We start from the raw sequence: 26109 nt of genomic DNA on the forward strand, positions 1-26109 counted from the left end.
TTCTCTGTTGTAATGTCGGGCCGCTATTATGGTTGCCGCTTGAGCCACTGCTTCCGGAGCTTCCTCCGCCTGATCCACCTCAGCTTCCTCCATCATCGTCATCATCATCATTTGAACCACTACCGTTACGAATTGCCTCCGCTTCTTCATGGATTCTGTCTCGCTCTTCTTGGGTATCTGCTTCATACCACTTGTCTGTTAGATCACGGATTGGTTCCTGATCATCTTCGGATAGATTCTCATCTCCCTCTTGCCAGTGTCCTGTCGGGTCGATGAAATTCACCGGGTTGTTGTGGACATAGCTATATCGGTTTAGACTAAGTGGATTCTCTATCCAACCCATAAAGGTGTCCATGGTGTAACCACTCATTTTCTTTTTAGTGAAATAAGTGGTTACACCATATGAAAACTTAATTTTTTTGTACCCATTGATCAGCCAAGTTGCAAACTTCCTTTAGTATATAATCATTGGAAAACCAATAAAATAAGGCCCAAAAATTAAAGTTAATATATTTATAACCAATAATATTATCGTATATTTTAAGTTCCATGATTTAAAATATAACATCATTATTAAAAGTGTTATTGAAAGAATATTGGTTATAATAAATATCTTTGTCACTTGTACATAAAAGGCCCACCAAAACCTATTTAAATCCATAAATACGGATGGGAAAAATCTCACAACTAACCCAAATACCCAATAAATTATAGTTAATATAATAACCATATATTGAGCATTATATTTTAAAAGCAAGCTTGATATATTCATACTTGGCATCCTTTCTATACATTCTGTTAATTTTGCAGTTCATTTCTTCTTTGTTCTATTAATCTTTCTATTTCATCGTAATTTTCATCTGAAGCTTCTGTCCCATGTCCTGATTCTATCCTTCTTATATCTTGATATGAAAACCCATCTACATTCCCCCACTTCTTCCAAGGAGAAATATCATATTTGTTATGCAAATAAAACTTTTGTGGATTATAAGATCCGGGAGCATAATTATACGTCCCCATATTAGCCGGGTCAGTAACCATTTTTCCGGTACCTGAGTTATATACAGCTTCAAACCTCCCATCTGCAGACACAAATTTGACATTTAAAGCTCCATTAAGGGTTCCGATGTTATATCTATGATATTGCGTACCAGTATCGGAGAATAATTTCCAGTCACCTTTAGCAGCTAACTCTATCATTTCTTCTAACTTATTTGGAGCACCACTATAGGAGTTTAATATATTTCTAAAATAATGCATTTCTTCAGTAATACTATCTAATTTTCTAATATTTTCATCAAATGTTTCAAAAAATTGAACAAAATTTTCATTACTTCTTGTTAAAGCATTTCGGTTATTTTCTAGATCATCCATCATTTGATTTATAACTGTTTCTGCTGCTTTTTCTTCTGAACCATCATAAATATACCATTTATCATTTTCATTTTTAACTTGTTCAAAAAGATCATCTAGTTCATCAAAATATTTATCAGAAAGAAATACTGTGGCTGGTGGCATCTCCCCAGCAAGAGTACTAAAATGTGAGTCTCTATATTGAATCCACTCTTGATAGGTCATGGAATGATCAGAATCATCATCTGAATCACTAGAACCAGAGCCTCTACTACCGCTACTTCCTTCATCCTCTTCAGGAAGGGTCACGATCACACTTTGAGTATCGCTATCCCATATAACTGTACCTCCCCAATCTTCAAATGTATCTCTAACTGATGATCCGTCTTCAAGGTATGTATGTCCATCTGATAAGGTTACTTCTCCTTGTTTTTCTCCATTTACAATTAAATCTACCGTTGTCGTATTTGTATTTCCTGTTGAACCATTTACACCTCCTGCACCAGCCTCAGCTTGGTGACCAGTTGGATCTATAAAGTTAACTGGATTGTTCATTACATAGCTATATCGGTTTAGACTAAGTGGATTCTCTATCCAACCCATAAAGGTGTCCATGGTTGTAAAACGGCCATATTTTGGACTATACCATCTAGCATTGTAATCCATCAGACTAGCTTTGGCATCATAAGTTTGGCCTGTAAATCCGACTACGTTATAAGGTGCTGCCATTTGGGTAAATAGGTTACCAAAGGCATCATAACGGTATTTCATGACTACATCGCCTGTTTGGTCAGTTAGATCCATGACGTTTCCTAGTGCATCTTGTTGGTAGTATAATAATCCGCCACGAGTGCGAATATTGCCCTCATATCCTTCTTGTTTTCTACCATGAAGGCCAAACATTTTCCTCGCGATGACTTGACTTTCTGCCATATAATATTGTGCTAGAGGTTCTCCATTTTCTCCATATTCCTTTAGGACATTCATCCCATCATAGAGGTATTGAGTAACTTCTTCTTTTAATAGATGACTATATGGATTTTCGATTTGTTGTCTTAATCCATTTTTTTCTCCATTGCCCTTTTGAATGGCATTATATCTTCCTTGTCCATTACCCTTTGAGTTGTCACCCTTTAAGTCATAAAATGTTTGGGAACGACTAATTTTTCGACCAAAAGCATCATACTGAAATTCTACTTTGGTTTGATCAGGATAGTAGACTCCTTTTAGCTTGTTGTTGCCAGTATATTCATATTTGACTATACCATCTTTAGTTGTCTTTTCAATGAGATTGCCGTTTTCGTCATAGATAAAGGAATCTTCTCCGGCTTGAAGTAAACGATTCGCTTTATCATAAGAATATGTTGTAATCTCTCCATCAGCGATCATTTGTGTACGATTGCCTGCTTTATCGTATTCATACCATACTTCTTCAACTGGATCAATTAAGTAATCTGGTTTTTCCGGATAAAGGTTTAACTGAGGAAGGTTCATGTTCCATAGAAATTGTTCCCAAGGTTTAGGTTTTTTACTTTTATCCTTTCCTCTACCGTGGGCTTTTTCTTTACCTTTTCCCTCGTTATTCCCTTTTCCGTTATTCCCTTTTCCGTTATTCCCTTTTCCGTTATTCCCATTTTCTTTATTACTATTTCCATGGTTTGAATTTCCGTTATTTCCACTATTTCCTTGATCGTTTCTTTGTCCACTTTTCCCGTTATTGGAATGCTCATTTCCCTGGTAAACATCATTCGTAACAGTTGTCATCTTATTTGCGAATAAGACTGTATCAGATAGTGCCCAAAAGAGAGACGAAGTTTTTCCCTTTTCCTTAGTATTTGATTTTCCATTTTCATTGCTATTATTCTTACCTTGATCTTGTTGAGGTGTTACAGTTGGAAGAATATTTTCACCCGTTATTTGTTTATTTTCTTGTGGAGGTGTATAGTAGCTTGCTTTAATCTGTTCAATCTTTTCTTTAGGATAATGAACGTATGTAAGACGGTACAACGCATCATATTGATAAGTTGTAGTTGCTCCGTCCTCTTCTATTTGCTTGATACGATTTCCAACTTGATCATAGAGATATTGGTAGGAAGAATAATAGTTATTCCCTTGATGAGCTATTTTGAATACTTGTCCATTTGGATCGTACTCGTAGTTTGTATTCACTCCATTTGGGCGTTCAATCATTTGAAGACGGCCAACTGGATCATAAGAAAAAGTTGTACGATTTCCTTCTGGATCCGTTAACTGTGACAATTGATTTAATTCATTATATTGATAATTAATCACACGATCTTCTGGATCGATGATCTGTGTACGATTACCTGCTTTATCATAGGAAAATTGAGTGACTTTATCTAATGTTAGATTTTCAATTCTAGTTAGTTGATTTAATGAATTATAGGAATAATTTTCTTCGGAATGCAAGTTTGCGGCTTTGATTATATTCCCGTTGGAATCGTATTGGTATTGAATGTGATCCCCATCAGGTAATACGATGTTTGTTAGTTCTCTACGTTTATTGTATTGATATTTGGTCAACTGTCCTTTAGGGTCTCTTTCTTCTATTAAGTTACCCACAGAATCGTAACGAAAAATATACTCTTCATCTTCAGCATTGATTTCTTTTGTCATTCGACCCATAGCATCGTATTGCCAATGCGTACTATACCCATTTGCATCCACCATTTTGATCAAATTGCCCAAGGGATCATAGGAATAAGTAGTTTGTCCACCCATTGCATCCATTACTTTGGTTAGCAAACCAATTCGATTATATTCGTATTTTGTTTGGTTACCCTCTGCATCTTCAACCATTTGCAGGTTTCCTAAAGGATCATATTGATACTTGGTTGAATTCCCCATGGGATCTACTTTTTCAAGCAAACGATTTAATTGGTCATAACGATATTTATTAACTGAACCATCAGCTTTTTTCATTTCTATCAAGTTACCAACTTTATCATATTGAAACTGTTGTTTATACCCTAAGGCGTCGGTAATTTGGACAAGCTGATTCAATGCATCATATAGATACTGAGTTGAGTTACCTCGAGGGTCTATTTCCTCAATCAGGTTACCTAAAGAATCATAAATGTATGACTTCCTATTTCCTTCCGGATCAATGATTTCAGTCATTTTACCGGTAGGATCATACTGATAGTTCCAGGTATTCCCTCTTGAGTCCGTATAATCTTTAAGATTACCTACTAAATCATAATCAAAAAATGAAGTTGCTCCTTCAGGATCCACGATGCGAGTAATATTACCCTGAGGGTCATATTGATATGAAACTGTTCCCCCTAATGGATCAACCACTTTTGTTAATTGACCTAATTGATCATATTGATACTGAATTTTACTTCCAGTTGCATCAATTACTTCTGCTAGTTTGCCTGTTGGAGTATACGAATATGTTGTTTCATTGCCAATAGCATCGATTCGTTTAATAATTTCTCCAGCCAAATTATATTCAAAAGAAGTCTTATCTCCGTTCCGATTGACAATCGAAATGAGATTGCCTGATTCATCATAAGCATATCTTTCCTTGTTTCCTTTTGCATCAACTTCAGCAACTAATCTTTGAAGATCATCATATTCGTATTGAGTTTTGTGACCAAGTGGATTTACCTTCTGAATCAGTAGACCGTTTTGATTATACTTCCATTGTGTTTCTCGCCCTAGGGGGTCAATAAAAGATATTAATCTACCATTTTCATCAAACCAATATTCATTTTTATTTCCAAGCGGATTTGTTACCTCAATCTTATATTGATCTATATCGTATGTATAAAAAGTAGAATTACCTTTTGGATCAATTATTTCTTTTATTCTTTGTAACTCATCGTAGGCATACTGAGTTATATTCCCTAAAGGGTCAGTGATTTGTGTTAACAACCCTAAGTCATTGTATTCAAATTTTTGAATGTGACCTAATGGATTGGTTATTGATTCTACCTGACCTAGAGAATTATAAGTAAAAGAAGTTTTTTCACCTTTTGCGCCAATTTGTGCAGTTAAAAAACCTAACTCGTCATAAAAATATTGATTTTTTTGCCCTTTTGCATCAATTGTACTTGTTATTTGTCCTAAAGGACTATACTGAATTTGAGTAGAATTTCCCTCAGCATCTATCATTTCTATTAATTGATTCATTTCATCATAACGGTAGGTTGTCTTATTTCCCAATGGATTTACAACAGAGATTAGATTACCATTTTTATCATATTCATACGTTTCTTTTCCACCAAGTGGGTCTGTTTTCGTTAAAACCCGCCCTAATGCATCATAAGTAAATGTGAGAATTTCTTGATTGGCTTTCACAATAGAAGAAAGGTACCCATATTCATTATATTGTAAGTCTGTTACTACGTTCCCATTCTGTTTGATCGATTTGATTCTTCCATTATTGTCATAAGTATATTGAAAGGTTCCATCGGCATTTTTTTGTTCAATTAATTGGCCATTTAACCCATATTGAAATGACTCTTCTGGAATTAAATTCCCTTCTTTTTTGATCATTCTACCCAATGCATCCCATTGATAAGAAATCTTAGCTCCAAGAGGCCCTTTAATCTGTATTAATTCCCCTTTAGGATTATATGAATAAACAGTAGATTCCCCTTCGGCATTGATGATTGCCTTAAGTTGACCTTTTGTATTATAAGTATAAGTGGTAACGGCACCATTAGGCTGAACCCATCGTTTTAATAATCCATTCTCATACTCGTAACGGAATGTTTGTCCATTTGAATATTTTACTTGAATGGGATGGTTGGCTGGATCATATGTGATTTCTATTGTCCCACCACTTGCATTATTCATTTTCAATAATCTTCCTAAACGATCATATTGCATACGCTGATAACGACCCAAAGGATATTGCACGTAACTAGGCTGTCCATATTCATCATATTGGAAACGAGTAATAGCTCCTTTAGGATTGGTATAGGTTTCAAGTAGGCCTTTATCATTATAGGTGAATCTTTCTTTTTCGCCTAAGGGATTGATATTTGCTAATAAATTCCCCTTATTATCATATTCTCTAAGCCATTCACGTCCAGTTTCATCCACAATATGAGTAATCTGATCAAATGAGTTGTATTGATAGGAGAAACTTCGACCATATTCGTCAGATTTATAGACTAATCTCCCTAATTCATCGTATTGCATATCTGTTGTTCCTAAAGAGGACTCAATCTTTGTTAAGCGATTCTGATCATCATAAGTATAAGAATAAGTCTCCCCCAAAGGATTCGTTTTTTGAATGATTTGCTTTTTATCATTAAATACAAAAGCTGTACGATTACCTAAAGCATCAATACGAACGACCTTTTTAGCAGTATCTTGATACTGATATTCATAAACTAAGTCTCCTTCTTGATCATAACGAACAACCCGATCATTTTGATAAGTAAAACTTTCTTTCCCTGTTTTTGGATATGTTATAGTTAATAATCGATTATCCTGATCATATGTATATTGGATTGAAATGCCATCTGGTTTTTTTACTTTGTTTAGACGTTTACCTTCATATTCATAGAAAGTGACTTGACCTAGTGGATCAGTTATACTCTGAACTAAATCGTTGTTATAAGTTAAGGAAACTGCTCTTCCGTCTGATGATTTAATTTGGATTAAATGACCTTGTTGATCATAATTAAATTGAAGTGTATTGCCATTACGATCCTTGATTGCAATTAATTTTCCCTGAATAGGATCTGCGTTTTCTCGCCATGGAGCCTTATAACCTTTGAAGGTATAGATATAACCATCAGGTTTTGTAATTTGGTATTCATCTTTAGAAATTCTTTCTAAATCAGATCTACTTGTGCTGGAATATGTTCCTTGATCAAGAGGATAATATATCAGCGGATCACCGTCGTAACTATCCACTAAACCGTTTGGATCATTTTTTTGATAGGTATAGTTAACGTTACTTCCATCAGGCTTGAACTCGGAAATATTAAAATCAGCAAACATTTGAATATAGTAATCATAAGAAAATCTCCAGCCATAACCAAAAGGGAACAATTTATCTTTATCTTTTAAGTTGTAAGTTCTTTGAATAGACAACGGATTTGCATAAATATTTAAAAAGAGGTCTTCTTCTTCAATCTTTAAATTACCAGTTGGAAGCTGTACGGGATCTTCTATCACAGGATTGAAAGGAGATTGTTCAAGGTTGTATTGCCCTTGAAGACTGGGCAGTTGAGATAAAGGATTTTGAATATTGCTTTGTAATGTTTGGTTCATGACTTGACTTTGAGGCATAAAGGGATTTTGATCTGTTCTTTTTCCTGGTTGGGGAAGCCATTCTTCTAACCAATCATAACCATCATAAGAAGATGCACTGGCTTTTGATAAAAAACCGGGCATAATTAATCCGCTAATTAACGTAATAATTAGAAAATAAGTCATTGCAGAAAAAGTTTTATGTCTTTTTCTCATTCTTCCCTCTCCTCCTCTTTAAAAAAGGCAATAAAAAGACCTTCCGATCTTTTTAAGACGAAAGGGGGCTATACATTATATATGATCTTATATTTCTTGTTGAAAATGTACGGCAACCCAGCCGTCATGGTAGGAAATACCTTCTTTAGACCTGTGGCTTTGCGTCTCCGCCTTTCGACGAATTTGCCCTTATCAAAATTTTCCATCTTTTTGTTATATATAGTAAAACATTGTTACCTTTCGCACAATATTTTTACACATTTTCATGACCTTTTTACTATTATTTTCCTAATAAGTAGGACCATGGTTATATAGAGTATTAATCCAACATTAGCATAATAAGAAAAGGTTTGTATATTCCATCGCGCTCCGTCATCCGTACCCTTCTATGAATAAAGATTAAGGAGAGAAGGGCACTTCTGAAGGCACACAAAGTGTACAAGTCGTGCTACACATAAAGCTGCTAGTCACGCTATGTCGCAGCTTATGGAATATACAAACCCCTAAATGACAAGTAGAAGAAAGTTATACTTTATTATCTTTCAAGGAAAGACAGTGGATGACTCCACTGTCTTTAACTATACCAATGATTTAGTTGTAAGTGAATTAGCGAGTCATTCCTGTTTGGCCTGAAAGTTGTTGTTCTGCCATTTGAACTAAACGACGAGTAATGTTACCACCAATTGCACCATTGTCACGAGAAGCGATATAGCCCATGTATCCGTCTGCAGGAATTTGGATACCAAGTTCTTGGGCAATTTCGAATTTCATTTGATCTAATGCTTGTGCAGCTTGAGGTACTACTAACCAGTTGCTAGAACGTTCTTGTCCTTTTGCCATCTGATATCACCTCCTTGTTGGTGTATGCTTAATATTTGTAGAAAGAGGGATATCCATTCATCGATTTTGTTGGTAATTTTTGTACAACACTACAATTGAATAAGCTCTTTAGTAAATGAGGTTAGTACCAGGGGCTCTTCTTTTGTGACATAGATGTCATCTTCAATCCTGACTCCACCTAGTTCTGCCACATAGATTCCTGGCTCGATGGTAAAAACCATTCCTTCCTTTAACAATTCTTCATTCTTCTCATGCATCGAAGGGAGTTCATGAATATCTAAACCTAACCCATGGCCAATCCGGTGTACGAAATAAGGGCCAAAACCCATCTCCGTAATTTTTCTTCTAGCGGCTAAATCCACTTCTTTAATAGCGAGATCAGGTTTTACCACATCTATTGCCAATTGCTGGGCTTGTTTGACAATGTGATACATTTCTTTTTGTTTTTCTGAAATTTGGCCAACGGCAACAGTTCTAGAGATATCGGAACAATATCCATTAAAAACGACTCCTAAATCAAATAAAACAAAATCCCCATTCTTAATTCTTTCTTGGCCTGGCTTTCCATGAGGCAAGGCAGATTTTTCGCCAGTTAACACCATCGTATCAAATGACATTTTTTCAATGCCTTCTTTTTTTAAACGATATTCGATTTCTGCAATAATCTCTAATTCGCTTTTGCCTACCTGAATCGCCTCGATTCCAAATTTTATTGCTTTATCAGCCCAATAAGCTGCTTCTTTTAAACTATTTAATTCCAATTCATCTTTCGTTATTCTTAGACCCATTAAGCCTTTTTCAATATCAACGGATTGTTGAAACTGGAGAATTTCCTTTAACCAAAGAGCTTTTTTAAACGAAACATATCCTTCCTCAAGTCCAAATGGTTGGTCTTGTTTGAACAGTATATATTTTTTAATCAATTGGTCTGGTCCTTCATGATCTGCATAGCCAAATATGTTGTTTAATGAAGTTTTTCTTTTTGCTTCCTCTTTATCTAACTCAGGTGTAATTAAGATAGGCTCCTGTCCAGAAATAAGAAATAAACCCATAAAACGTTCATGAGGATTTGAGTAAAAACCAGTTAAATAATAAACATTTGTGGGTGAAGAGATAAGCGCCACACTTAGATCATTTTTATCCATCCATTGGTAAAAGCGATTTAATCTATTTTCGTAGACTTGACTTTGAGACATTTGTATACCCCATCTTTCCGTATTTTTTACTAATCCAGATGGGAAATTCCACCTGAATAAGTTTTGCTTCATTATATCACAGAAGGAGTTAAATGATATGAAGAAGAGTGATTAAAAGAATAAAAAACCAAGCGATTTTTTTAAAGATAGTGCGGGCAACTATGTCTTCAATCCCACGATGTTTGCCAGACATAGTAAATGAAATAACTAACAAAAGTAACAAAACACCAGTAATGATTTTTGGGGTAACTAAATCCTGTTTAGACCAAATCATAATCCCATGAATTGCACCTGCTAATAAAATTGTCCATCTTATCCATTTCATTTTTCCAATTTCATTTAACTGTTTTGAAAAAGGATAATTACATAATATGAGATAAATCAAAAGTCCTAAACTGATAAAAGCCATTTTTCTACTCCTTTTTAAAAAATGACGATTTTTAGCGTATTTTCAACGAATATGATTTTTTTCAACAAATACCATCAAAAATAAGACGATGTACATGTTTATTTTTGACGAAAATCGTGGTAATATTTATTTTGCACAGCAATCGAAAGGAGATTAGGTGATGGCTATCAAAACTGATTCCATTCCAACTTATCTTGATGAGTTTAGAATGATTAAACTAGATAGTATGATTAGAGATGTTAAAAAATTAAACCCTGAAGAACTACTCAAGATTAAGAATGAAATTGAAAAATTACTTTTTTTTGAGGATCAACATGCATGAATGATTCTCTAAAATCTCTGATTCAGATTTATAAAATGCTAGATGAAGCAAAGCTTTTAATAGAGGATGCAATTAACCAAATTGGAGTGGAACAAAGTAAGAATCCCCAATCTCTTCCTAAAGACATTCAAGAATTAGTTGAAGTAAGTCTAGAATTAACCCCTGAGCAAAGAAAAACCTTAATGAGATTTATTGAATCTTTGAAATAAAATACATATCAATAAACATGTAACCGGAGAATAATTACACTCCGGTTTTTTTGTTTGAACTAAAGTTACTCTTCTTCAATTTGCCACTTACGAAGATATGGGAAAACCAATAAGCAATCGAATTGCAATAGTTTGATATCCACTTCAACTCCCCTGCATTTTACCTTATGTAAAATTAATTGTGAATAAAAAAATAGTTATTTGTCATGCTTACGGACCAGTTCTATTATGCATATTTTATAAGTGAACCTTATTCTTTAAAAGGGAGGTAAATTTTTTGGCCAAAAACAACTTTTTCGATGCGTTAAAACGATTAGGTAATATGGGGCAGCAATCAAATGGACCAATTGGGGGTAAAAGAGGGCCAGGGCCTGGAGGCAAAAGACAAGGTGGTTTTGGGCGTGGTCCAATAGGACCTGGTGGTAGACAAGGTAGGCCTGGTGGGCGCGGTCCCGGCGGTTTTGGACCTGGCGGACCCGCTGGACCTGGTGGTTTCGGGCCCGGTCCCGGCGGTTTTGGACCTGGCGGACCCGCTGGACCTGGTGGTTTCGGGCCTGGACCCGGCGGTTTTGGACCTGGCGGACCCGCTGGACCTGGTGGTTTCGGGCCTGGACCCGGCGGTTTTGGACCCGGCGGACCCGCTGGACCTGATGGTTTCGGTCCTGGACCCGGTGGTTTTGGACCTGGCGGACCCGCTGGACCTGATGGTTTCGGGCCTGGACCCGGCGGTTTTGGACCCGGCGGACCCGCTGGACCTGATGGTTTCGGGCCTGGACCCGGCGGTTTTGGACCCGGCGGACCCGCTGGACCTGATGGTTTCGGCCCTGGACCATTAAGAAATGTTCCTGACCCGGATGATGAACCTGGACCTAGGTAAATTACTTTCTATTAAAAGGAAAGAAAGCCAAGAGGCTGTCACTCTTGGCTTTTTGTTTCTCTTATTTCTATACCTATCTACTTTCCACCTGTAAAGGTAATGCCTTTAGTGAACTACTCATCACTTAACGTATTCACGTTTGAAAATGTAATTACTTTTTCTTCTTCATGTGATAGAAATAAGTTAAAATAAAGATCTCCGTCTTTTGTAACTCTTGCAGTAAAAATTACCAATTATAGATACTTTTCTAGAAAATAGGCCACGCCATCTTCATCATGATTTATGGTTGTATCCTTTGCAACCTGTTTTAAATCAGCAATGGCATTACCCATCGCGACACCCATTCCAACGTTTGTGATCATTTCTATATCATTGTTCCCATCACCAAAAGCAATCGTTCTTGCTGGATCGAGATCATAGTAAGTTAATACCTCTTTTAATGCATGCCATTTGGAAGTACCCTTGGGCATGATCTCAATATATCCTGGTGATTTTAATAGATAGATTTGGTCAGATAATGATTCTTCTAATTCTTCATGGTTAAAAATTACTTGGCGATCTTTAAGAAAAATTTCAAATTTAGAAATATCATGTTGTAAAAGATGAGCAAAATCACCAATGTAATCAGGTGTACGTTGAAAGGAAACTTTCCACCACTCTACGACTTGGTCATTTGTTAAACTGTATACAAGTTGATCATAAAAACCCAAAATATTGCTTACATGTGGTTTGAAGCCTTCTAAAATAGATATTGCAACTTCCTTTGGCATTGTAAAATGTTTCATATTCCTATCATTTATCCGATCATAAATCATCGTTCCATTGGAACAAATCATGACTGTTTCCAGACCTAATTGTTGATGAAAGTGAGCAGAAGCTGCTGGTGCTCTTCCTGTTGCAAGAAAAACCTTTACCCCTTTATCTATTAGTTTCTTTAGAACCTCTTTATTTCGATTGGATATCTTCGTCTGCTTATTTAATAGAGTTCCATCTAGATCAAGTACAACCGCTTGAATTTCCATTATGATCTCGCCTCTCCTTCACTGATGAATTTTTTCTCCATATTTTTTAATCATATCATAAAAGGTATATTTTTCGAAACTTCCATGTCTATTACATGCTCTATTTTAATTGCTAGCTTGTTGCTTTTGTGTGATATACTCGCGAATGTACCTGTTGCGGTAATTTTGCGTTTTATAACAACTCTTACTTCTGTATGGTTGCAGTTGATTCTGGCAGTTTGTGCGCAGTGCCTGGTAATACCACCTCATTTTCAGCGTGAATCACAACAAATTGAAATCACGCTAAAGATTAAGAAATAAATTATATCCTTCATCTTTTCATTTTTTGGGCCTTACCTTCATACAATGAGTCATTGACGGGGTTAAATTACAAAAGGAAGGTGAAGAGGTGAAGGAATGAAAATAAAAGTTTTTATGCTTGCACTATTCTTTTTCATGACAAGTAGTCCTTTATTTGTTCAAGCAGAGGAAACACAGAACCACTATATTATCATCAATAAAACCACAAACAAACTTGCCTATTTTGTTGGTACAGAATTAAAAAAAGTGTTTCCAGTGGCAACTGGCAGAAAAGCTGAGTATACTCCAGAAGGAAGCTTTAAGATTGTTCAGAAGATTAAAAACCGGCCTTATTACAAATTAAACATTCCTGGAGGAGATCCAAAAAATCCTTTAGGGCCTCGTTGGATGGGGTTTAATGCAAGAGGAACAAATGGGGATACCTATGGGATTCATGGAAATAGTAATCCTTTATCGATTGGCACATATGCCTCTGCTGGCTGTGTACGAATGAATAATGATGATGTAATTTGGTTATTTGACCAAGTCCCGATTGGTGCCAAAGTTTATATCGTCTCCTCTAAAAAAGGCTTCTTGCAATTAGCTGAAGATTTTGGCTACAAAGTAACTTCTTTAGCCGTTGCTCTTAATGAAACTTTATCCATTGACATCAACATCAATTTAGATCATCAGCCTTTCTCTTTACCTAAAAATAATCCAAGCGTCCTAAAAGATGGACATATTTTACTTCCATTAAAGCCATTGATGGGTCGACTAGGGTATCAGTTAACCTGGGACGCTGCAACTAATCAGGTTCATATTGCTAATCAAAAACAGGATTTTACCATACAAATAAACAAGAATACCATGCATAAAAATGATAAAGCCATCGAACTTGATATTGCCCCCACAATCATTAATGGTTCCACGTATATTTCACCAAAGACATTAGGGATACTTCTCGAATCTCAAATGAATTGGGATGAAAAGAATTTAATTATCGACATCTACACCATTCCCACTCCATCTATTCAGTTAGATAATGGAACATTCTTTGCTTTACCTGAAAATTATCATAGTTATGTGAGAAATAACCGATTGATGGTTCCCCTCAAACCAATCGCTGATCAATTTGGCTATTTGATCCAATGGGATTCATCATCAAATCGTATTGGTCTAGCACATCCACAAAAAAATTCAACCCTTTCAATCCAGATCAATCAATCAGATTTAATAAAAAACGGGCAGCTTTATTCTCTTGATGTTGCTCCAGAACTTCAAGAAAATAGTACCTATATCTCCTTACAAACCTTACAATTATGGCTAGACTTGCAATTGGAATGGAATCAGGAACAAAATATCATACAAATAGTTGTAAATGTGGAAAAGAGCACCTAATTCGGTGCTCTTCATTCGTTTCTACAAAAAGTTCTAATTGATAATTTCTTGATTTAACACTTTGCTTGCCGCATTTACTTGTTCGTCCGCATGGTAAGAAGAGCGAACTAGTGGGCCTGATTCACAATGACTGAATCCTTTACTTAAAGCAATTTCCTTCAATTCTGCAAATTCATCGGGATGCCAATATTTCTCTACAGGTAAATGCTTTTTCGTTGGTTGTAAATATTGACCAATAGTAAGAATATCTACATCATTTGCCCGTAAATCATCCATCGCTTCCAAAATTTCTTCCTTTGTTTCTCCTAAACCTACCATAATACTTGATTTTGTTGGAATCTCTGGATTTAGCTCTTTCGCACGACGTAAAAATTCTAAAGAACGATCATACTTGGCTTTTGAACGAACTCGATCAGATAAACGTCTTACCGTTTCAATATTATGGTTTAAAATATCAGGTCGTGCATCCATCAATATTTTGAGATTCTCGAATACTCCCCCCATATCTGAAGGAAGGACCTCTATTGTCGTTAATGGGTTTAACTTACGAGTTGCTCGAATGGTTTCTGCAAAAATAGAAGCTCCACCGTCTTTTAGATCATCTCTAGCTACAGCCGTAATGACAACATGGTGTAATCCCATCTGTTTCACTGACTCTGCTATACGCGCTGGTTCTTGCAAATCTAACTCTGTAGGCATTCCCGTTGTCACGGCACAAAAACGGCAACCTCTCGTACAAATGTCCCCTAAGATCATAAAAGTTGCAGTTTTCCTTACTGCCCAACATTCATGGATATTGGGACACCTTGCTTCTTCACAAACAGTATGTAATTTTTTGGCCCGAATCATCTTTTTTAAGCCACGAAAATTTTCATTTGTATTAATCTTAATCTTTAACCAATCTTTTTTTTCCCTTTCCTGTTTAGCCATGTTTTTACTCCTTTCTAGCGAGCAAATGTCCATTCCTCATGTTCATAACGTTTTTTGGCTAATTCCTCAACAAAATTCATCTCATCCTCTGTTAATGTATACGGTTCTAGCCTAATATTCAATCCTTTTTCAAAACCGCTTTTAAATGCCTCTCTTACTTCTTCCAAGTTGATTTTACGCGTTGCGATCTGGTTAATCGCAACCGCCTTATTTTTAAAATTACGCTGCATGCGTTCTCTTACTCGATCACTTGGGTATTGAAATAAATCAAAAAGGATGTCTTCATCTAAATCTAACAGAATTGAACCATGTTGTAGAATTACACCCTTTTGTCTGGTTTGAGCACTTCCTGCTACTTTCCTTCCCTCGACAACCAGTTCATACCAAGAGGGTGCATCAAAACAAACAGAGGATCGAGGATTTTTTAGCTTATCAAGCTCTTCCTTGGTTTCTGGTACAGAAAAATAAGCATGAAGCCCTAATTGTTTAAATCCTTCTAACAGACCAAGGCTAATGATCCGATATGCCTCTGTTACGGTTTTGGGCATTTTGGGATGGTTCTCAGAAATAACAACACTATAAGTTAATTCCTTATCATGGAGTACTGCTCTTCCTCCTGTTAATCGCCTAACAAGACCTATTCCGTGCTCCTTTACTTTTTGCAAGTTGATTTCTCTATGTAGCTTTTGAAAATACCCAATTGACAGCGTAGCAGGGTCCCAACCATAAAAACGAATTGTCGGAGGAAACTGTCCCTTACTATGCCATTCTAATAACGCTTCATCCAAAGCCATATTGATTGAGGGAGAGTATGTTTGATAGTCAATAAATCGCCAAATTTCCATTATTATTGTAGCTCCTCTATTTTAAAATAACCAGTTTCTTAAAATAATGATACGTTAAAAAAACAAACTTGTCCAAAAAAAAATCCATGTTTGACGATTGACACTTGTCTACAGCAAATAAGTTCTCTTTTCATATGATGTAGTATCAAAAAGGAAAGGGGGAAAAGAAAATGGAATTCATTAAACAACTTTTACAGGCTCGCGCAAATGCTTTACTTCCTGTCACTATTGTCCGCCAAGACAACAACGTTACCTATACAAACGTGCAAGTTGCTTTCCTTAATGACAAAGCCGTTGGTGTTGCTGTAGGTAACCAAATCCGCGTCATCCCATTAGAGCGCATCCTCGAAGTAAGATAATTGTAGAAAAGAAAGTAACCCATCCTTGACCACTAAGAACGGAAAGGCAGAGGCTCCTACCCTTTGCCTTTCCTATTTTTTTTGATTGCTGGAGCAATGGCTAGAATCGAAGAAAAAGGGATATCAATCGCACCAGAAATAGTGGTAAGAGTAACAAAATCTCGATGGACTTTTGCAACAGTTCCCTTAAAAGTTCCACCACTGGTAAGATAGATGGTTACTTCTTGTAACAACCGTTCATAGATGAATAATCGGTCTAAAAGTCGTATCCTCAACTTTTTCCCCCTGCTCTATATTTATGTGTAAAACTGGTAAAATTCTCTCCATATTAACCTAATTCTATGGATTTGGGCGTTTGCTTTATGTGAAGGATCGCTTTATCTGAATAACTTATTGTAGATAAATGCAAAAAAATACTTTTCAGTGAATCTATAGGCAAGGAGGAACGGTATGAAATGATTAAAGGAAGGAGATCCTTATGGTTAGAAAGATGCCAAGCAGAATCATGAACTTTAAAAAAATTACCCCTTACTCCATCGAAAATTCCCATATCACCAACCATGCAGTAACAGGAGAAAAAAGGTAATTAAGATGGCTGAACCATTATTTCGACTAGCAAATGAAGAAGACTTCCCAAGAATTTGTCAGTTATACCAGCTGCCAAAAGAACATCCTAAATGCAAACAAATAGAACGATGGTTAAAAAGTGGGTCCCAAATCATCCATGTTGCTGAATTAAATGAGCAAATCGTGGGTTGTGTAGCTATTCGTTTTCCAAAACAAACAGAGGCATGGCTGTCTCATAAAATCATTGATTCTTCTGTACAAAACCAGGGACTAGGAACAAAAATGGCACAGTATGAAGAAGAATATGCAAAAGCAAAAGGCACAACGTTTTTGCGCCTAGCCACTCGAATTGATAATGCTCCAATTCACTGGATGATTGGGGAAAAACTACATTATTATAAACTAACCAGATGGTTACGCCTCCGCCGACTAATTCCTAAAGCCGTCCATCTTCATTCATCTTTTTTAAATTTAAATCATGCAAAAAGCTCCCAAATTCATTGGTTTAAGAATTTAACAATGATAAGGCCCTATATCCAAAATCATATCGATTATTATTCTTCAGATCATTTAATCCCCTATATGAAAAATCTAAACATGTACACTTCGTTACAACTGAATGATCCATCGATTCTCCATTTCTATCAAGCCTTAGCTGTAAGTCAGAATAAAAAAATAAAAGGAGTGGCTATCTACCATTACTCCTCAGCAAAAAAAGAAATCATTATTGATCAACTCTATGTGGACCATCAGGACGATGCCTACCTTCTGCTATATCACTTAAGCCAATTCGCAGCAAAGAAAAAGCTTCTTTTTTCATTATTAGCAGCTAAACCAACTTATCCGATCATTCCTGTGATTAGATTTTGGACGAAATCTTCTCGTCTTTTACAAACTCCTGACTTGTTTGTATTTGGGAAAAAACTTTCCTCATAAGGACTTGCAAGACAGGCGAATAATCCTTTCTCATCCTATCTTCTATATTAGCCTGTAAATAAAAAGATAGAACTTGAGGAATATGAATGAATCTCCCAACAGAATAGAGGTTGGCCAAAACGACCAATTCTGAGAAATATTTGCCTTCTCCCAAAAAATCAACAGGCCAACCTCCTGTTTCTTTGATAGCCTCTATATTAAAAAGAACAGGGGAAGGCCAAAATGATTCACAAAAGATGTCTTTTATTTCTTTGATAGTAGTATTCTGTTTTTCTTCAATATATCGATATTTGGAATAGGTTTGAAATAGTCTTTGATCTGCATAGACCGCAACAACATTTTGCCCTTTTTCCTCTTTCTCTGGTATGATAGATATAAATTGTTCAATCGCATGAGGTTGTAAAATGACAAATGGTGAAAGAGCCATCATGTATACCCCGTTTGAGTAATCAAGAGCATATTTGATGGCTTGCCCTTCTCCAGTTGTATGAACTAAAGATAGGTGACGAGAAGAAATAGAATGGTGTTTGCAAAATGACTCGACCACTTTAGAAGTCCCATCAGTAGAATGGTCATTGATAAAAATACATTCAACATTTGTTTGATTTTGTGTAAGTATACTTTGAAGTAAAGATGTAATCATTTGCTGTTGGTTTTGGTAGGGAATGATCAGTGATACTAAGGGGTTATTTTTTATCTTTTTCATCAACTTTTTGATCTCCAATTTCGAACCTTTATATTTTGTAATAAGCAATTGTTTGCTTCAATCCCTCTACTAAAGGTATTTTTGGTTCCCAAGCTAATTTTGACTTCGCCAAACTTATATCTGGATTTCGTTTTACGGGATCGTCTATAGGTAGCGGTAAATAGACTATTTTTGATTGTGAAGCAGTTAATTCAATTACTATCTCCGCAAGCTCCTTGATTGTGAACTCACTTTGATTTCCTATATTAACAGGTCCTATAAAATCGTCTGAACCATTCATCATTCTCATCATTCCCTCTACTAGGTCATCAATATAACAAAAGGAACGAGTCTGAAAACCATCTCCATAGATGGTAAGCTCTTTATTTTGAAGGGCTTGAACAATAAAATTACTTACAACCCTTCCATCATCACGATTCATCTTTGGCCCGTATGTGTTAAATATTCGAATCACTCGAACATTCACATGGTATTGACGATGATAGTCAAAAACAAGTGCTTCTGCCGCTCTTTTCCCTTCATCATAGCAAGCTCTTGGTCCAATTGGATTTACATTTCCTCGATAACTTTCTGGTTGAGGATGAATCTCTGGATCCCCGTATACTTCACTCGTAGAAGCAAGTAATAATTTACTATTTACCTTTTTTGCTAGTTCAAGCATATTGATCGTTCCAATCACATTCGTTTTAAGTGTGTTGATTGGGTCTTTCTGATAATGAGTGGGTGAGGCTGGACAGGCGAGATGATAGATTTCATCCACCTCGAGATAAAAAGGTTCGATAATGTTATGATCAATACAAGTAAAAAATGGGTGACAATCAAAAGGTACAATGTTTTCTTTCTTTCCTGTATAGAAATTATCAACACAAATGACTTCATTGCCCTCTTTTAATAAACGCTCAATTAGATTTGAACCAATGAAACCAGCTCCACCAGTAACTAATATTCGCTTACGTTTCATTGTACCTTCTTCCTTCCAATCGAGTAATAAACAAAACCAGCTTTCTGCATCGCAATTGGATCAAATTGGTTACGCCCATCAAATAAAACTGGATATTTCATCCTTTTTTTAACGATTGATAAATCTGCCTCTTGATACATTTTCCATTCCGTAATTAGTAGCAAGGCGTCTGAATTCTTAATTGCTTCATATAGATCATCGAAGTAATAAATCCCATTATTCCCCAATAAAACACGAGTATTTTCAATTGCCGCTGGATCATGGGCATGTATCGTTGCCCCATGCCGTCTTAACTCCTTTATCGTTTCTATCGCTGGTGCCTCACGGATATCGTCAGTTTCCGGTTTAAATGCTAACCCCCATATTGCAATGACTTTTTCATGGAGATCTTCACCAAAAAATTGTAGAACTTTGTTTAGTAATTTTTGCTTTTGTTGACTGTTTACCTGATCAACAGCCTTTACAATCTGAAGTTCCACCCGATACTCTTTTCCAGTTTGTATCAATGCTTTCACATCTTTTGGAAAACAAGATCCACCATAACCTAATCCAGCATTTAGAAAGGCCATTCCAACTCGAGTATCAGAGCCTAATCCAAGCTTCACCTCTTCAATATCAGCACCTGTTGCCTCACATATGACTGCAATTTCATTGATAAAACTGATTCGAGTCGCTAACATCGCATTAGTAGCATATTTCGTTAACTCAGCAGAGAAAATCGACATTTGAAGCAATGGATACCCTTGGTCTGTTAATGGACGGTATAGCTCCTTCATTAAAGCAGCTATTCGAGGATGATCTGTTCCAACGACAATACGGGAAGGATGCATAAAATCCTCAATGGCTGCCCCTTCACGAAGAAATTCCGGATTAGAAACCACATCAATTTCTATCTGATTTAGTCCTCGATTCGTTAACTCTTCTTTAATTACATTTTTTACCTTTTGCGCAGTTCCTACAGGTACCGTTGATTTATCTACAATAATTGTATAACGGTTGATATTTTGCCCAATCTCTTTTGCAACTTGAAGAACATGGGATAAGTCAGCTGATCCATCTTCATTTGGTGGTGTTCCAACCGCGATAAAAACAAACAAACTGAAATCAAGCATCTCTTTTAAATCTGTAGTAAAAGAAAGTCGTCCATTCTCCGAATTACGTTTAATCATTTCATAAAGACCTGGCTCATAGATAGGCACTTGTCCACTTTTCAACAATGAAATTTTATGTTGGTCTATATCTAGACATATGACATGGTGTCCCATTTCTGCAAAACAGGCTCCTACGACCAATCCTACGTAGCCGACACCTACAACCCCAACATTCATCTTAGTTCCCTCCGGTCCATTTTCCTTCTATGTCAAAAGCAAATTAAAATATTCTTCTAATAAATTATGAGTTAGAAGGATTTGGGTAACGGCAGTTGACTATTTTAAAAAAATAAGGTCAGCTTTACAAGTAAAAGCTTAAAAACCTTGGAATCGTTAAGATGTTTTTCTCAATTGAATGATCGATTGACGTCCAATCAGCTTTTTTTATAAGATCTAAATGATAAATACAAAGGTCTGGTAAAATAGTTTTCGATTTCGATTTTATTTTTTTTCTTTTTGCTATTGCCCTCAAAACGATCTCACCCTTTCTTTCTTTCTCCTCCATTGTGTCAACAAAAATCTCAATACATTCAGGATTTAATATTTCGAAAGGCGATAAAATGAGTACATATTTCCCGTTAGCCAATTTTAAGGTTTCTTTTGAGATTGAATGATCGTTTATAAAAATGGTTTCAATATTTGGATAAGTTTGATGTGCAATACTTTGTCTAAGATAAGGTAATATTGCAGAATGATAAGGGTATGAAATAAGTAGAGATACAAGGGGGAGAGATCCAGAATCTCCTTTTTTCTCTTTGATGCTTATTTTGTTTTTTAAGTCTACGTCAACAAGGTAAGGTTCGTTCCATTCTTGTAATGCTCTTGCCAATAAATATTTATACATTGAATACCAAGCATTTCGGTTTTTATACGTAATACTGTCATATCTTCTTCTAACCACCATTGTTCGTTTAGGTAAATAAGCCATTTGATAATGTTTAAGCAAGCGAAATACTGTGGCTATATCTTCATATAATCGGCCTTCTGATGGATAATCTGTCACCCATCCCCCAATAGCAAGAAGGGCTTCTTTTCGATAGAAACGTGGGATAGGAACAAAGTAATTCTTCACCCACTGGATCCGATTAAGAAATGGACGAGCTACCACAGCTTGGTGTTTCATTAAGTTCTTTCCAACTTTTTTTACGGTCACATAGTCGGAGTATACAAGCGCAACAGTGGAGGGAAGCTTCTGCATATAATCAACAAATAATTGAAGTGCAAGAGGGTATAACCAATCATCAGCATCCAATTCCAAAACATATTCTCCTTCTGCGATCTTTAATCCCTCATTTAATATTTTGCCTTTTCCCTGATTTTTCCTGAATCGTTTATATTGGATGCGAGAATCGTTTTTTATGATTGGGAGAATCCAATTTTTGCTTTTGTTTGTTGATCCATCATCTAATAAAATCAATTGCCAATTGGAATAACTTTGTTGTTTCACACTGGCAATGGCCTTTTTCATATATTTCTTTTCATTATAAAAGGCTAACAAAATCGTGACATAAGGTTTATTCCCAATTTTAACCCCTCCCATCATTTTTTAGATTATAAATGGAACAGCATATGAAAGGTATCTATAAAAAGATCAAACTTTTCTAACTTTTTAATGGTATCTTCTTCAGTAAGAACTTGATTCTTTTTTTCAGGTTGATCGTCTAATCCGATTTGAAAAGAGAGATGATTTATTTTTTTCTCTTCTGCTAACAACTCTGCCACTTTATGAAGGAATAGTAAGTATGTTTCCTTCAGCAGCATAAATTGATTAGGATATTCTTGATTGAGCTGTTTATATTCTTCTAAAATACGCTGTTCCTCTAATCGATCAATATACCCAGCAATCGTCATCGCATGTGTAGAGGTTTCAAATTCAGGATGTTTTCTTTGATAAATGAGGTAATTTTTAAACATATCACGGTGCTGTTGCTGCGTAGAAAAAGGATGTTCTTGGTGATAATGGGGGACTCCTTGATCGTTTTTTAAGACTGCCCCTATTTTATATAATCGATAACCCATATCTGTGTCTTCCAATCCCCACCCTTGATAATCCTCATCAAAATATCCCACCTTGTCTAATAGTTCTTTTTTTAAAGAGACATTTCCCGATAAAAAGGCCTGCCAAGGTAAATGATACCCAATTAATTGGTCCCCAAAATGCTTTCGCACATCTGCAAAAAGAGGTTTTGGAAACGTAAGCTGTTGATAAAATCCAGATTTAATCTCTTTTTGCGATAAAAGTGGGATTGGTTTTTTCGCCTGTTTCAATCTTTTTCGAATGGTTTTTAGATTTCTTAGATGATTTCCTGGAATGAACTGCCAACGTCTGAGTAAAAGTGGTTTTCCCCGTATTAAAGAATAAAACTTTTCAATTTGATCATTACGAAAATCGGGGTACAACGTTGTATAGACCCCATATTGTCTTAGAGCTCCTGTAACTACCATGTTTTCTTCTTCCGAATGATTTTCCAAATGATTTGCTACAAAATGAGAATCGACAATGATTTCCGAGTCTAGGAATATAATCACACTCCCGTTTGCAAGCGAAATCCCTACATTTCTCGCTTTAGAACGACCTAGATTTTTATCATAGCGAATATAATGATATTCAAACGGGGCTTTAAAGCTTTTTAATTTAGGGGTTAGATCTGTTGATGCGTCATCGATTAAGATCACTTCCATTTTAGATAAATCATATTTTTGATTTGCTAATGCATACAAGCTGAACAAATTTAAAGGGTATTTATTATATGAAGGCATAATGATACTTACATCCTTTTTCAATGACCATCCCCCACTTTACTAGGTTGTAACATAATTAAATTCATTTTAATATTTTATGCTGATATGGGTTTAGAAGATTGTTCCCATGCCTAGTCCATCTTCATATTGTAGATAGAAACTATTTATTACGAAGGGAAAGGTAATATGTCTATAGAGGTAAGTGTCATTATGATCTCCCACAATAAATATCCTCAAAATTTGTTAACCCTTTATTCTTTCCAAAATCAAACTTATGACCCTGAAAAATTTGAAGTGATCTTTGTAGACGATTCTTCAACCGATCAAACAACCACTTTAAGCAACTTAGAAACACCTTTTACATTTAAATACGTACGTTCTAAACATAATGTAGGTCGATCACGTGCTAAAAATATTGGTATTCAACATGCATCTGGAAAAATCCTTATTTTTTTAGATGTAGAAATGCTAGTCGATCCTGACTTTATTGAACATCATATTCATCTTCATCAAACGAAAGAAAACCTTGTTATCTCATGTACCAACCAGCAAAAAATCGTTTATACCGTATTGGATCCAAAATTTAATGAAAAACAAATCAAACGATTCTATTCCATGATTAAAACAAAACCAAAACTTCTGAGAAAATGGAAGCTATCTCTCTCGAATCACACTAAAAATATGCACTTGCTTTTGAGGTATATAAAAAGAATAAAAAGACCAGTTCCATTATTAGGTAAACAGGGGATTCAATCTTTATTTTTTCATCAACTTGCTTATCCAGATCCTACATTTCCTACGATAATCAGAGATTATGGGCCTTGGTTAAATGGATTCCATCTTCCTTGGATTTTTTGCATTACTAGAGCTGTCTCCTTTAGAAAAACTTTGCTAGATCAGGTAGGTTATTTTAATGAGGAATTTGCTGGTTGGGGTAGTGAAGATAATGAATTAGGTTATCGACTCTACAAAGCAGGAGCAACATTTTATGATGCACCACAGATTGCAACCTATCATCAGGAACATCCCTACATTTTGACGGAGAGAAAGAAAGAAATGATTGGAAACATTGTGAAGTTTCAACAGATTCATCCTGATATCGATGTAGCAGTGATCTCATTACCCTTTATTGGTAAAGGAAGCTTTGTAAAAGCAAGTCAAGTTTTGCATGAATATAGAACACTTTCTAATCAGTATCCTGAGCAAAATAAGACTTTTAGAGATACATTAAAGAAAGGACTTCAAGCGGCACTTAAAATGTTTTTGGAAAATCGAAGCCTAGTGAATTTAAGTGAATTTGTAGGATTAAAGGATGATGAAAAATGGAAGGAAACCGTGTTATCAGAGCTAAAAATCTTGCGATCTGATGATAGGTTTAAACGATTGGTAAAAGTATTTGATGAACTTTTTGGCGACATTGAAAACTGACATTAGGCCACTCTATTCACCTAACTTTTTCTACTCCAAGAACTTCTCCTTCTGCTTTTGTGACGATTACTAGTCAAAAAATCTCCTCCATAATCATACGAATATCCTTTGTAATCTTCCATTCAGGATAATGAGAGGTAAACTTGTTTATATCACTAATATACCAAATATGATCTCCTACTCGGTGATGTTCATTATAGGAATAATTTAATTTCTTTCCTGTGATTTCTTGCGCTAATTCAATCGCTTCAAGCATGGAAATATTAGAATATCTTCCTCCGCCAAGGTTATACACCTCTCCACCCTGTCTAGGATTTTGAAAAAAGGTATGGAATGCGGAAATCACATCGCTAGAAGCAATTACATCTCTTACTTGTTTGCCTTTATAGCCAAATATCGTGTAGGGAATACCATTGATTACACACTTCATTAAGTAATTAATAAATCCATGTAAGACGACTCCAGATTGTTTCGGCCCAGTTAACACTCCACCTCGAAAACAAACTGTTTTCATATTGAAGTATCTCCCATATTCCTGAACCAATATATCTGCAGCTAATTTAGATGCTCCAAATAAGGAGTGCATATTTTGATCGATACTCATATCCTCAGATATACCTTTATGATAAGGATGGTTTGAATCAATTTCGAAGCGAGTTTCACATTCAATCAAAGGAAGTTGATTTGGCCGATCACCATACACCTTATTCGTGGATGTATAGATAAATACTGCCTCAGGACAGAATTTACGCGTAGCTTCAAGCAAATGAAGGGTTCCATTTGCATTCACATGAAAGTCAGTCAATGGTTCTCTTGCTGCCCAATCATGTGAAGGCTGTGCTGCAGTATGAATAATTAATGAAATATCTTGTTTATATTCTTCAAATACTTCTTCTATTTTTTTATAGTCTCTTATATCAATATCATAATGTCTATATTTAGATCCAAGTTTAAGTTTCAAATACTCACGATTGTTTATGGTCGAACCACCGGAACCAAAAAAATACTCCCTCATATTATTGTCGATCCCTATCACATCGTATCCCAAACCAACATAAAATTCAGCTGATTCCGAACCAATTAATCCAGAAGAACCTGTTATGACGACAACAGACACAAACACTCC

Annotated in this window: 22 protein-coding genes and 1 riboswitch; of the genes, 7 read left to right on the forward strand and 15 right to left on the reverse strand. The window is 35.8% G+C overall.

Annotated features, from left to right (window positions below):
- Nucleotides 1–79 precede the first annotated feature (79 nt).
- The 5 genes from TEPIDINF_RS06535 to TEPIDINF_RS06555 all read right to left on the reverse strand — a co-directional run bounded on the left by TEPIDINF_RS06535 (nucleotide 80) and on the right by TEPIDINF_RS06555 (nucleotide 10251).
- Nucleotides 80–355, reverse strand: coding sequence for an RHS repeat-associated core domain-containing protein (locus tag TEPIDINF_RS06535; protein WP_421691578.1), 276 nt, complete (start codon nucleotides 353–355; stop codon nucleotides 80–82).
- 443 nt (nucleotides 356–798) lie between these two features.
- Complete coding sequence (locus TEPIDINF_RS06540) at nucleotides 799–7806, reverse strand: RHS repeat-associated core domain-containing protein (RefSeq protein WP_421691579.1); 7008 nt, start codon at nucleotides 7804–7806, stop codon at nucleotides 799–801.
- Between the two features lie 108 nt (nucleotides 7807–7914).
- Nucleotides 7915–8004, reverse strand: a riboswitch (cyclic di-GMP riboswitch).
- A gap of 408 nt (nucleotides 8005–8412) precedes the next feature.
- A complete protein-coding gene (locus TEPIDINF_RS06545) occupies nucleotides 8413–8646 on the reverse strand; it encodes an alpha/beta-type small acid-soluble spore protein (RefSeq protein ID WP_068724938.1) in 234 nt (77 codons plus the stop codon).
- A gap of 89 nt (nucleotides 8647–8735) precedes the next feature.
- The gene (locus TEPIDINF_RS06550; protein WP_421691580.1) at nucleotides 8736–9842 is read right to left on the reverse strand and encodes a M24 family metallopeptidase; all 1107 of its coding nucleotides are present in this window, start codon (nucleotides 9840–9842) and stop codon (nucleotides 8736–8738) included.
- A gap of 88 nt (nucleotides 9843–9930) precedes the next feature.
- Nucleotides 9931–10251: a hypothetical protein gene (locus TEPIDINF_RS06555; RefSeq protein WP_069798620.1), complete on the reverse strand. Its 321-nt coding sequence runs from the start codon at nucleotides 10249–10251 to the stop codon at nucleotides 9931–9933.
- 160 nt (nucleotides 10252–10411) lie between these two features.
- Between TEPIDINF_RS06555 and TEPIDINF_RS06560 the strand changes: the two genes are divergently transcribed.
- The 3 genes from TEPIDINF_RS06560 (at nucleotide 10412) to TEPIDINF_RS06570 (ending at nucleotide 11659) form a co-directional block, all read left to right on the forward strand.
- Nucleotides 10412–10573: a hypothetical protein gene (locus TEPIDINF_RS06560; protein ID WP_181482287.1), complete on the forward strand. Its 162-nt coding sequence runs from the start codon at nucleotides 10412–10414 to the stop codon at nucleotides 10571–10573.
- Entirely contained in the window at nucleotides 10570–10782 is a 213-nt protein-coding gene (locus TEPIDINF_RS06565; protein WP_069798618.1) for a hypothetical protein, read from the forward strand. Before TEPIDINF_RS06560 ends, TEPIDINF_RS06565 begins: the two co-directional genes overlap by 4 nt.
- A 277-nt stretch (nucleotides 10783–11059) precedes the next feature.
- Nucleotides 11060–11659 carry a hypothetical protein gene (locus TEPIDINF_RS06570; RefSeq protein ID WP_421691581.1) on the forward strand — a complete coding sequence of 200 codons (600 nt, stop codon included), beginning with the start codon at nucleotides 11060–11062 and terminating at the stop codon, nucleotides 11657–11659.
- 233 nt (nucleotides 11660–11892) lie between these two features.
- On the opposite strand, the gene TEPIDINF_RS06575 is transcribed toward TEPIDINF_RS06570, so the two are convergent.
- The gene (locus TEPIDINF_RS06575; protein ID WP_421691582.1) at nucleotides 11893–12681 is read right to left on the reverse strand and encodes an HAD family hydrolase; all 789 of its coding nucleotides are present in this window, start codon (nucleotides 12679–12681) and stop codon (nucleotides 11893–11895) included.
- A 396-nt stretch (nucleotides 12682–13077) separates the two neighbouring features.
- On the opposite strand from TEPIDINF_RS06575, the gene TEPIDINF_RS06580 reads away from it, so the two are divergent.
- A complete protein-coding gene (locus tag TEPIDINF_RS06580) occupies nucleotides 13078–14358 on the forward strand; it encodes a L,D-transpeptidase family protein (RefSeq protein WP_069798601.1) in 1281 nt (426 codons plus the stop codon).
- A 33-nt stretch (nucleotides 14359–14391) separates the two neighbouring features.
- Here TEPIDINF_RS06580 and lipA read toward each other — a convergent pair whose 3' ends face one another.
- A complete protein-coding gene (gene lipA / locus TEPIDINF_RS06585) occupies nucleotides 14392–15288 on the reverse strand; it encodes a lipoyl synthase (protein WP_069798599.1) in 897 nt (298 codons plus the stop codon).
- A gap of 14 nt (nucleotides 15289–15302) precedes the next feature.
- Entirely contained in the window at nucleotides 15303–16139 is an 837-nt protein-coding gene (locus tag TEPIDINF_RS06590; RefSeq protein WP_421692149.1) for a lipoate--protein ligase family protein, read from the reverse strand.
- A 164-nt stretch (nucleotides 16140–16303) separates the two neighbouring features.
- Here TEPIDINF_RS06590 and TEPIDINF_RS06595 point away from each other — a divergent pair, with 164 nt between their 5' ends.
- Entirely contained in the window at nucleotides 16304–16492 is a 189-nt protein-coding gene (locus TEPIDINF_RS06595; RefSeq protein ID WP_068724977.1) for a hypothetical protein, read from the forward strand.
- A gap of 56 nt (nucleotides 16493–16548) precedes the next feature.
- Here the strand turns inward: TEPIDINF_RS06595 and TEPIDINF_RS06600 are convergent, their stop codons facing one another.
- Complete coding sequence (locus TEPIDINF_RS06600; RefSeq protein WP_068724979.1) at nucleotides 16549–16767, reverse strand: hypothetical protein; 219 nt, start codon at nucleotides 16765–16767, stop codon at nucleotides 16549–16551.
- A gap of 316 nt (nucleotides 16768–17083) precedes the next feature.
- On the opposite strand from TEPIDINF_RS06600, the gene TEPIDINF_RS06605 reads away from it, so the two are divergent.
- Nucleotides 17084–17995 carry a GNAT family N-acetyltransferase gene (locus TEPIDINF_RS06605; RefSeq protein ID WP_068724982.1) on the forward strand — a complete coding sequence of 304 codons (912 nt, stop codon included), beginning with the start codon at nucleotides 17084–17086 and terminating at the stop codon, nucleotides 17993–17995.
- On the opposite strand, the gene TEPIDINF_RS06610 is transcribed toward TEPIDINF_RS06605, so the two are convergent.
- The 5 genes from TEPIDINF_RS06610 to TEPIDINF_RS06630 form a co-directional block, all read right to left on the reverse strand.
- A complete protein-coding gene (locus tag TEPIDINF_RS06610; protein WP_421692150.1) occupies nucleotides 17919–18701 on the reverse strand; it encodes a glycosyltransferase family 2 protein in 783 nt (260 codons plus the stop codon). The two genes, TEPIDINF_RS06605 and TEPIDINF_RS06610, sit on opposite strands and share 77 nt — an antisense overlap.
- Before the next feature lie 28 nt (nucleotides 18702–18729).
- Nucleotides 18730–19662, reverse strand: a complete 933-nt coding sequence (locus tag TEPIDINF_RS06615) for a UDP-glucuronic acid decarboxylase family protein (protein WP_068724986.1) — start codon at nucleotides 19660–19662, stop codon at nucleotides 18730–18732.
- Nucleotides 19659–20990 carry a UDP-glucose dehydrogenase family protein gene (locus tag TEPIDINF_RS06620; protein WP_068724989.1) on the reverse strand — a complete coding sequence of 444 codons (1332 nt, stop codon included), beginning with the start codon at nucleotides 20988–20990 and terminating at the stop codon, nucleotides 19659–19661. Before TEPIDINF_RS06620 ends, TEPIDINF_RS06615 begins: the two co-directional genes overlap by 4 nt.
- A 124-nt stretch (nucleotides 20991–21114) precedes the next feature.
- The gene (locus TEPIDINF_RS06625; protein ID WP_421691583.1) at nucleotides 21115–22356 is read right to left on the reverse strand and encodes a glycosyltransferase family 2 protein; all 1242 of its coding nucleotides are present in this window, start codon (nucleotides 22354–22356) and stop codon (nucleotides 21115–21117) included.
- Nucleotides 22357–22364: 8 nt separating this feature from the next.
- Complete coding sequence (locus TEPIDINF_RS06630; RefSeq protein WP_068724994.1) at nucleotides 22365–23597, reverse strand: glycosyltransferase family 2 protein; 1233 nt, start codon at nucleotides 23595–23597, stop codon at nucleotides 22365–22367.
- A gap of 144 nt (nucleotides 23598–23741) precedes the next feature.
- Between TEPIDINF_RS06630 and TEPIDINF_RS06635 the strand changes: the two genes are divergently transcribed.
- Nucleotides 23742–24983, forward strand: a complete 1242-nt coding sequence (locus TEPIDINF_RS06635) for a glycosyltransferase family 2 protein (protein WP_421691584.1) — start codon at nucleotides 23742–23744, stop codon at nucleotides 24981–24983.
- 73 nt (nucleotides 24984–25056) lie between these two features.
- On the opposite strand, the gene TEPIDINF_RS06640 is transcribed toward TEPIDINF_RS06635, so the two are convergent.
- The gene (locus tag TEPIDINF_RS06640) at nucleotides 25057–26100 is read right to left on the reverse strand and encodes an NAD-dependent epimerase/dehydratase family protein (protein ID WP_421691585.1); all 1044 of its coding nucleotides are present in this window, start codon (nucleotides 26098–26100) and stop codon (nucleotides 25057–25059) included.
- Nucleotides 26101–26109 lie beyond the last annotated feature (9 nt).

Origin of the sequence: Tepidibacillus infernus (assembly GCF_048898065.1) — a bacterium.
GTDB classification, from domain to species: domain Bacteria; phylum Bacillota; class Bacilli; order Tepidibacillales; family Tepidibacillaceae; genus Tepidibacillus_B; species Tepidibacillus_B infernus.

What these genes read in the sequence shown, in the direction of transcription:
- TEPIDINF_RS06535 (WP_421691578.1), bottom strand. Translation starts at nt 355, where the DNA reads ATGGACACCTTTATGGGTTGGATAGAGAATCCACTTAGTCTAAACCGA.
- TEPIDINF_RS06540 (WP_421691579.1), bottom strand. Translation starts at nt 7,806, where the DNA reads ATGAGAAAAAGACATAAAACTTTTTCTGCAATGACTTATTTTCTAATT.
- TEPIDINF_RS06545 (WP_068724938.1), bottom strand. Translation starts at nt 8,646, where the DNA reads ATGGCAAAAGGACAAGAACGTTCTAGCAACTGGTTAGTAGTACCTCAA.
- TEPIDINF_RS06550 (WP_421691580.1), bottom strand. Translation starts at nt 9,842, where the DNA reads ATGTCTCAAAGTCAAGTCTACGAAAATAGATTAAATCGCTTTTACCAA.
- TEPIDINF_RS06555 (WP_069798620.1), bottom strand. Translation starts at nt 10,251, where the DNA reads ATGGCTTTTATCAGTTTAGGACTTTTGATTTATCTCATATTATGTAAT.
- TEPIDINF_RS06560 (WP_181482287.1), top strand. Translation starts at nt 10,412, where the DNA reads ATGGCTATCAAAACTGATTCCATTCCAACTTATCTTGATGAGTTTAGA.
- TEPIDINF_RS06565 (WP_069798618.1), top strand. Translation starts at nt 10,570, where the DNA reads ATGAATGATTCTCTAAAATCTCTGATTCAGATTTATAAAATGCTAGAT.
- TEPIDINF_RS06575 (WP_421691582.1), bottom strand. Translation starts at nt 12,681, where the DNA reads ATGGAAATTCAAGCGGTTGTACTTGATCTAGATGGAACTCTATTAAAT.
- TEPIDINF_RS06580 (WP_069798601.1), top strand. Translation starts at nt 13,078, where the DNA reads ATGAAAATAAAAGTTTTTATGCTTGCACTATTCTTTTTCATGACAAGT.
- lipA (WP_069798599.1), bottom strand. Translation starts at nt 15,288, where the DNA reads ATGGCTAAACAGGAAAGGGAAAAAAAAGATTGGTTAAAGATTAAGATT.
- TEPIDINF_RS06595 (WP_068724977.1), top strand. Translation starts at nt 16,304, where the DNA reads ATGGAATTCATTAAACAACTTTTACAGGCTCGCGCAAATGCTTTACTT.
- TEPIDINF_RS06605 (WP_068724982.1), top strand. Translation starts at nt 17,084, where the DNA reads ATGGCTGAACCATTATTTCGACTAGCAAATGAAGAAGACTTCCCAAGA.
- TEPIDINF_RS06610 (WP_421692150.1), bottom strand. Translation starts at nt 18,701, where the DNA reads ATGAAAAAGATAAAAAATAACCCCTTAGTATCACTGATCATTCCCTAC.
- TEPIDINF_RS06615 (WP_068724986.1), bottom strand. Translation starts at nt 19,662, where the DNA reads ATGAAACGTAAGCGAATATTAGTTACTGGTGGAGCTGGTTTCATTGGT.
- TEPIDINF_RS06620 (WP_068724989.1), bottom strand. Translation starts at nt 20,990, where the DNA reads ATGAATGTTGGGGTTGTAGGTGTCGGCTACGTAGGATTGGTCGTAGGA.
- TEPIDINF_RS06625 (WP_421691583.1), bottom strand. Translation starts at nt 22,356, where the DNA reads ATGATGGGAGGGGTTAAAATTGGGAATAAACCTTATGTCACGATTTTG.
- TEPIDINF_RS06635 (WP_421691584.1), top strand. Translation starts at nt 23,742, where the DNA reads ATGTCTATAGAGGTAAGTGTCATTATGATCTCCCACAATAAATATCCT.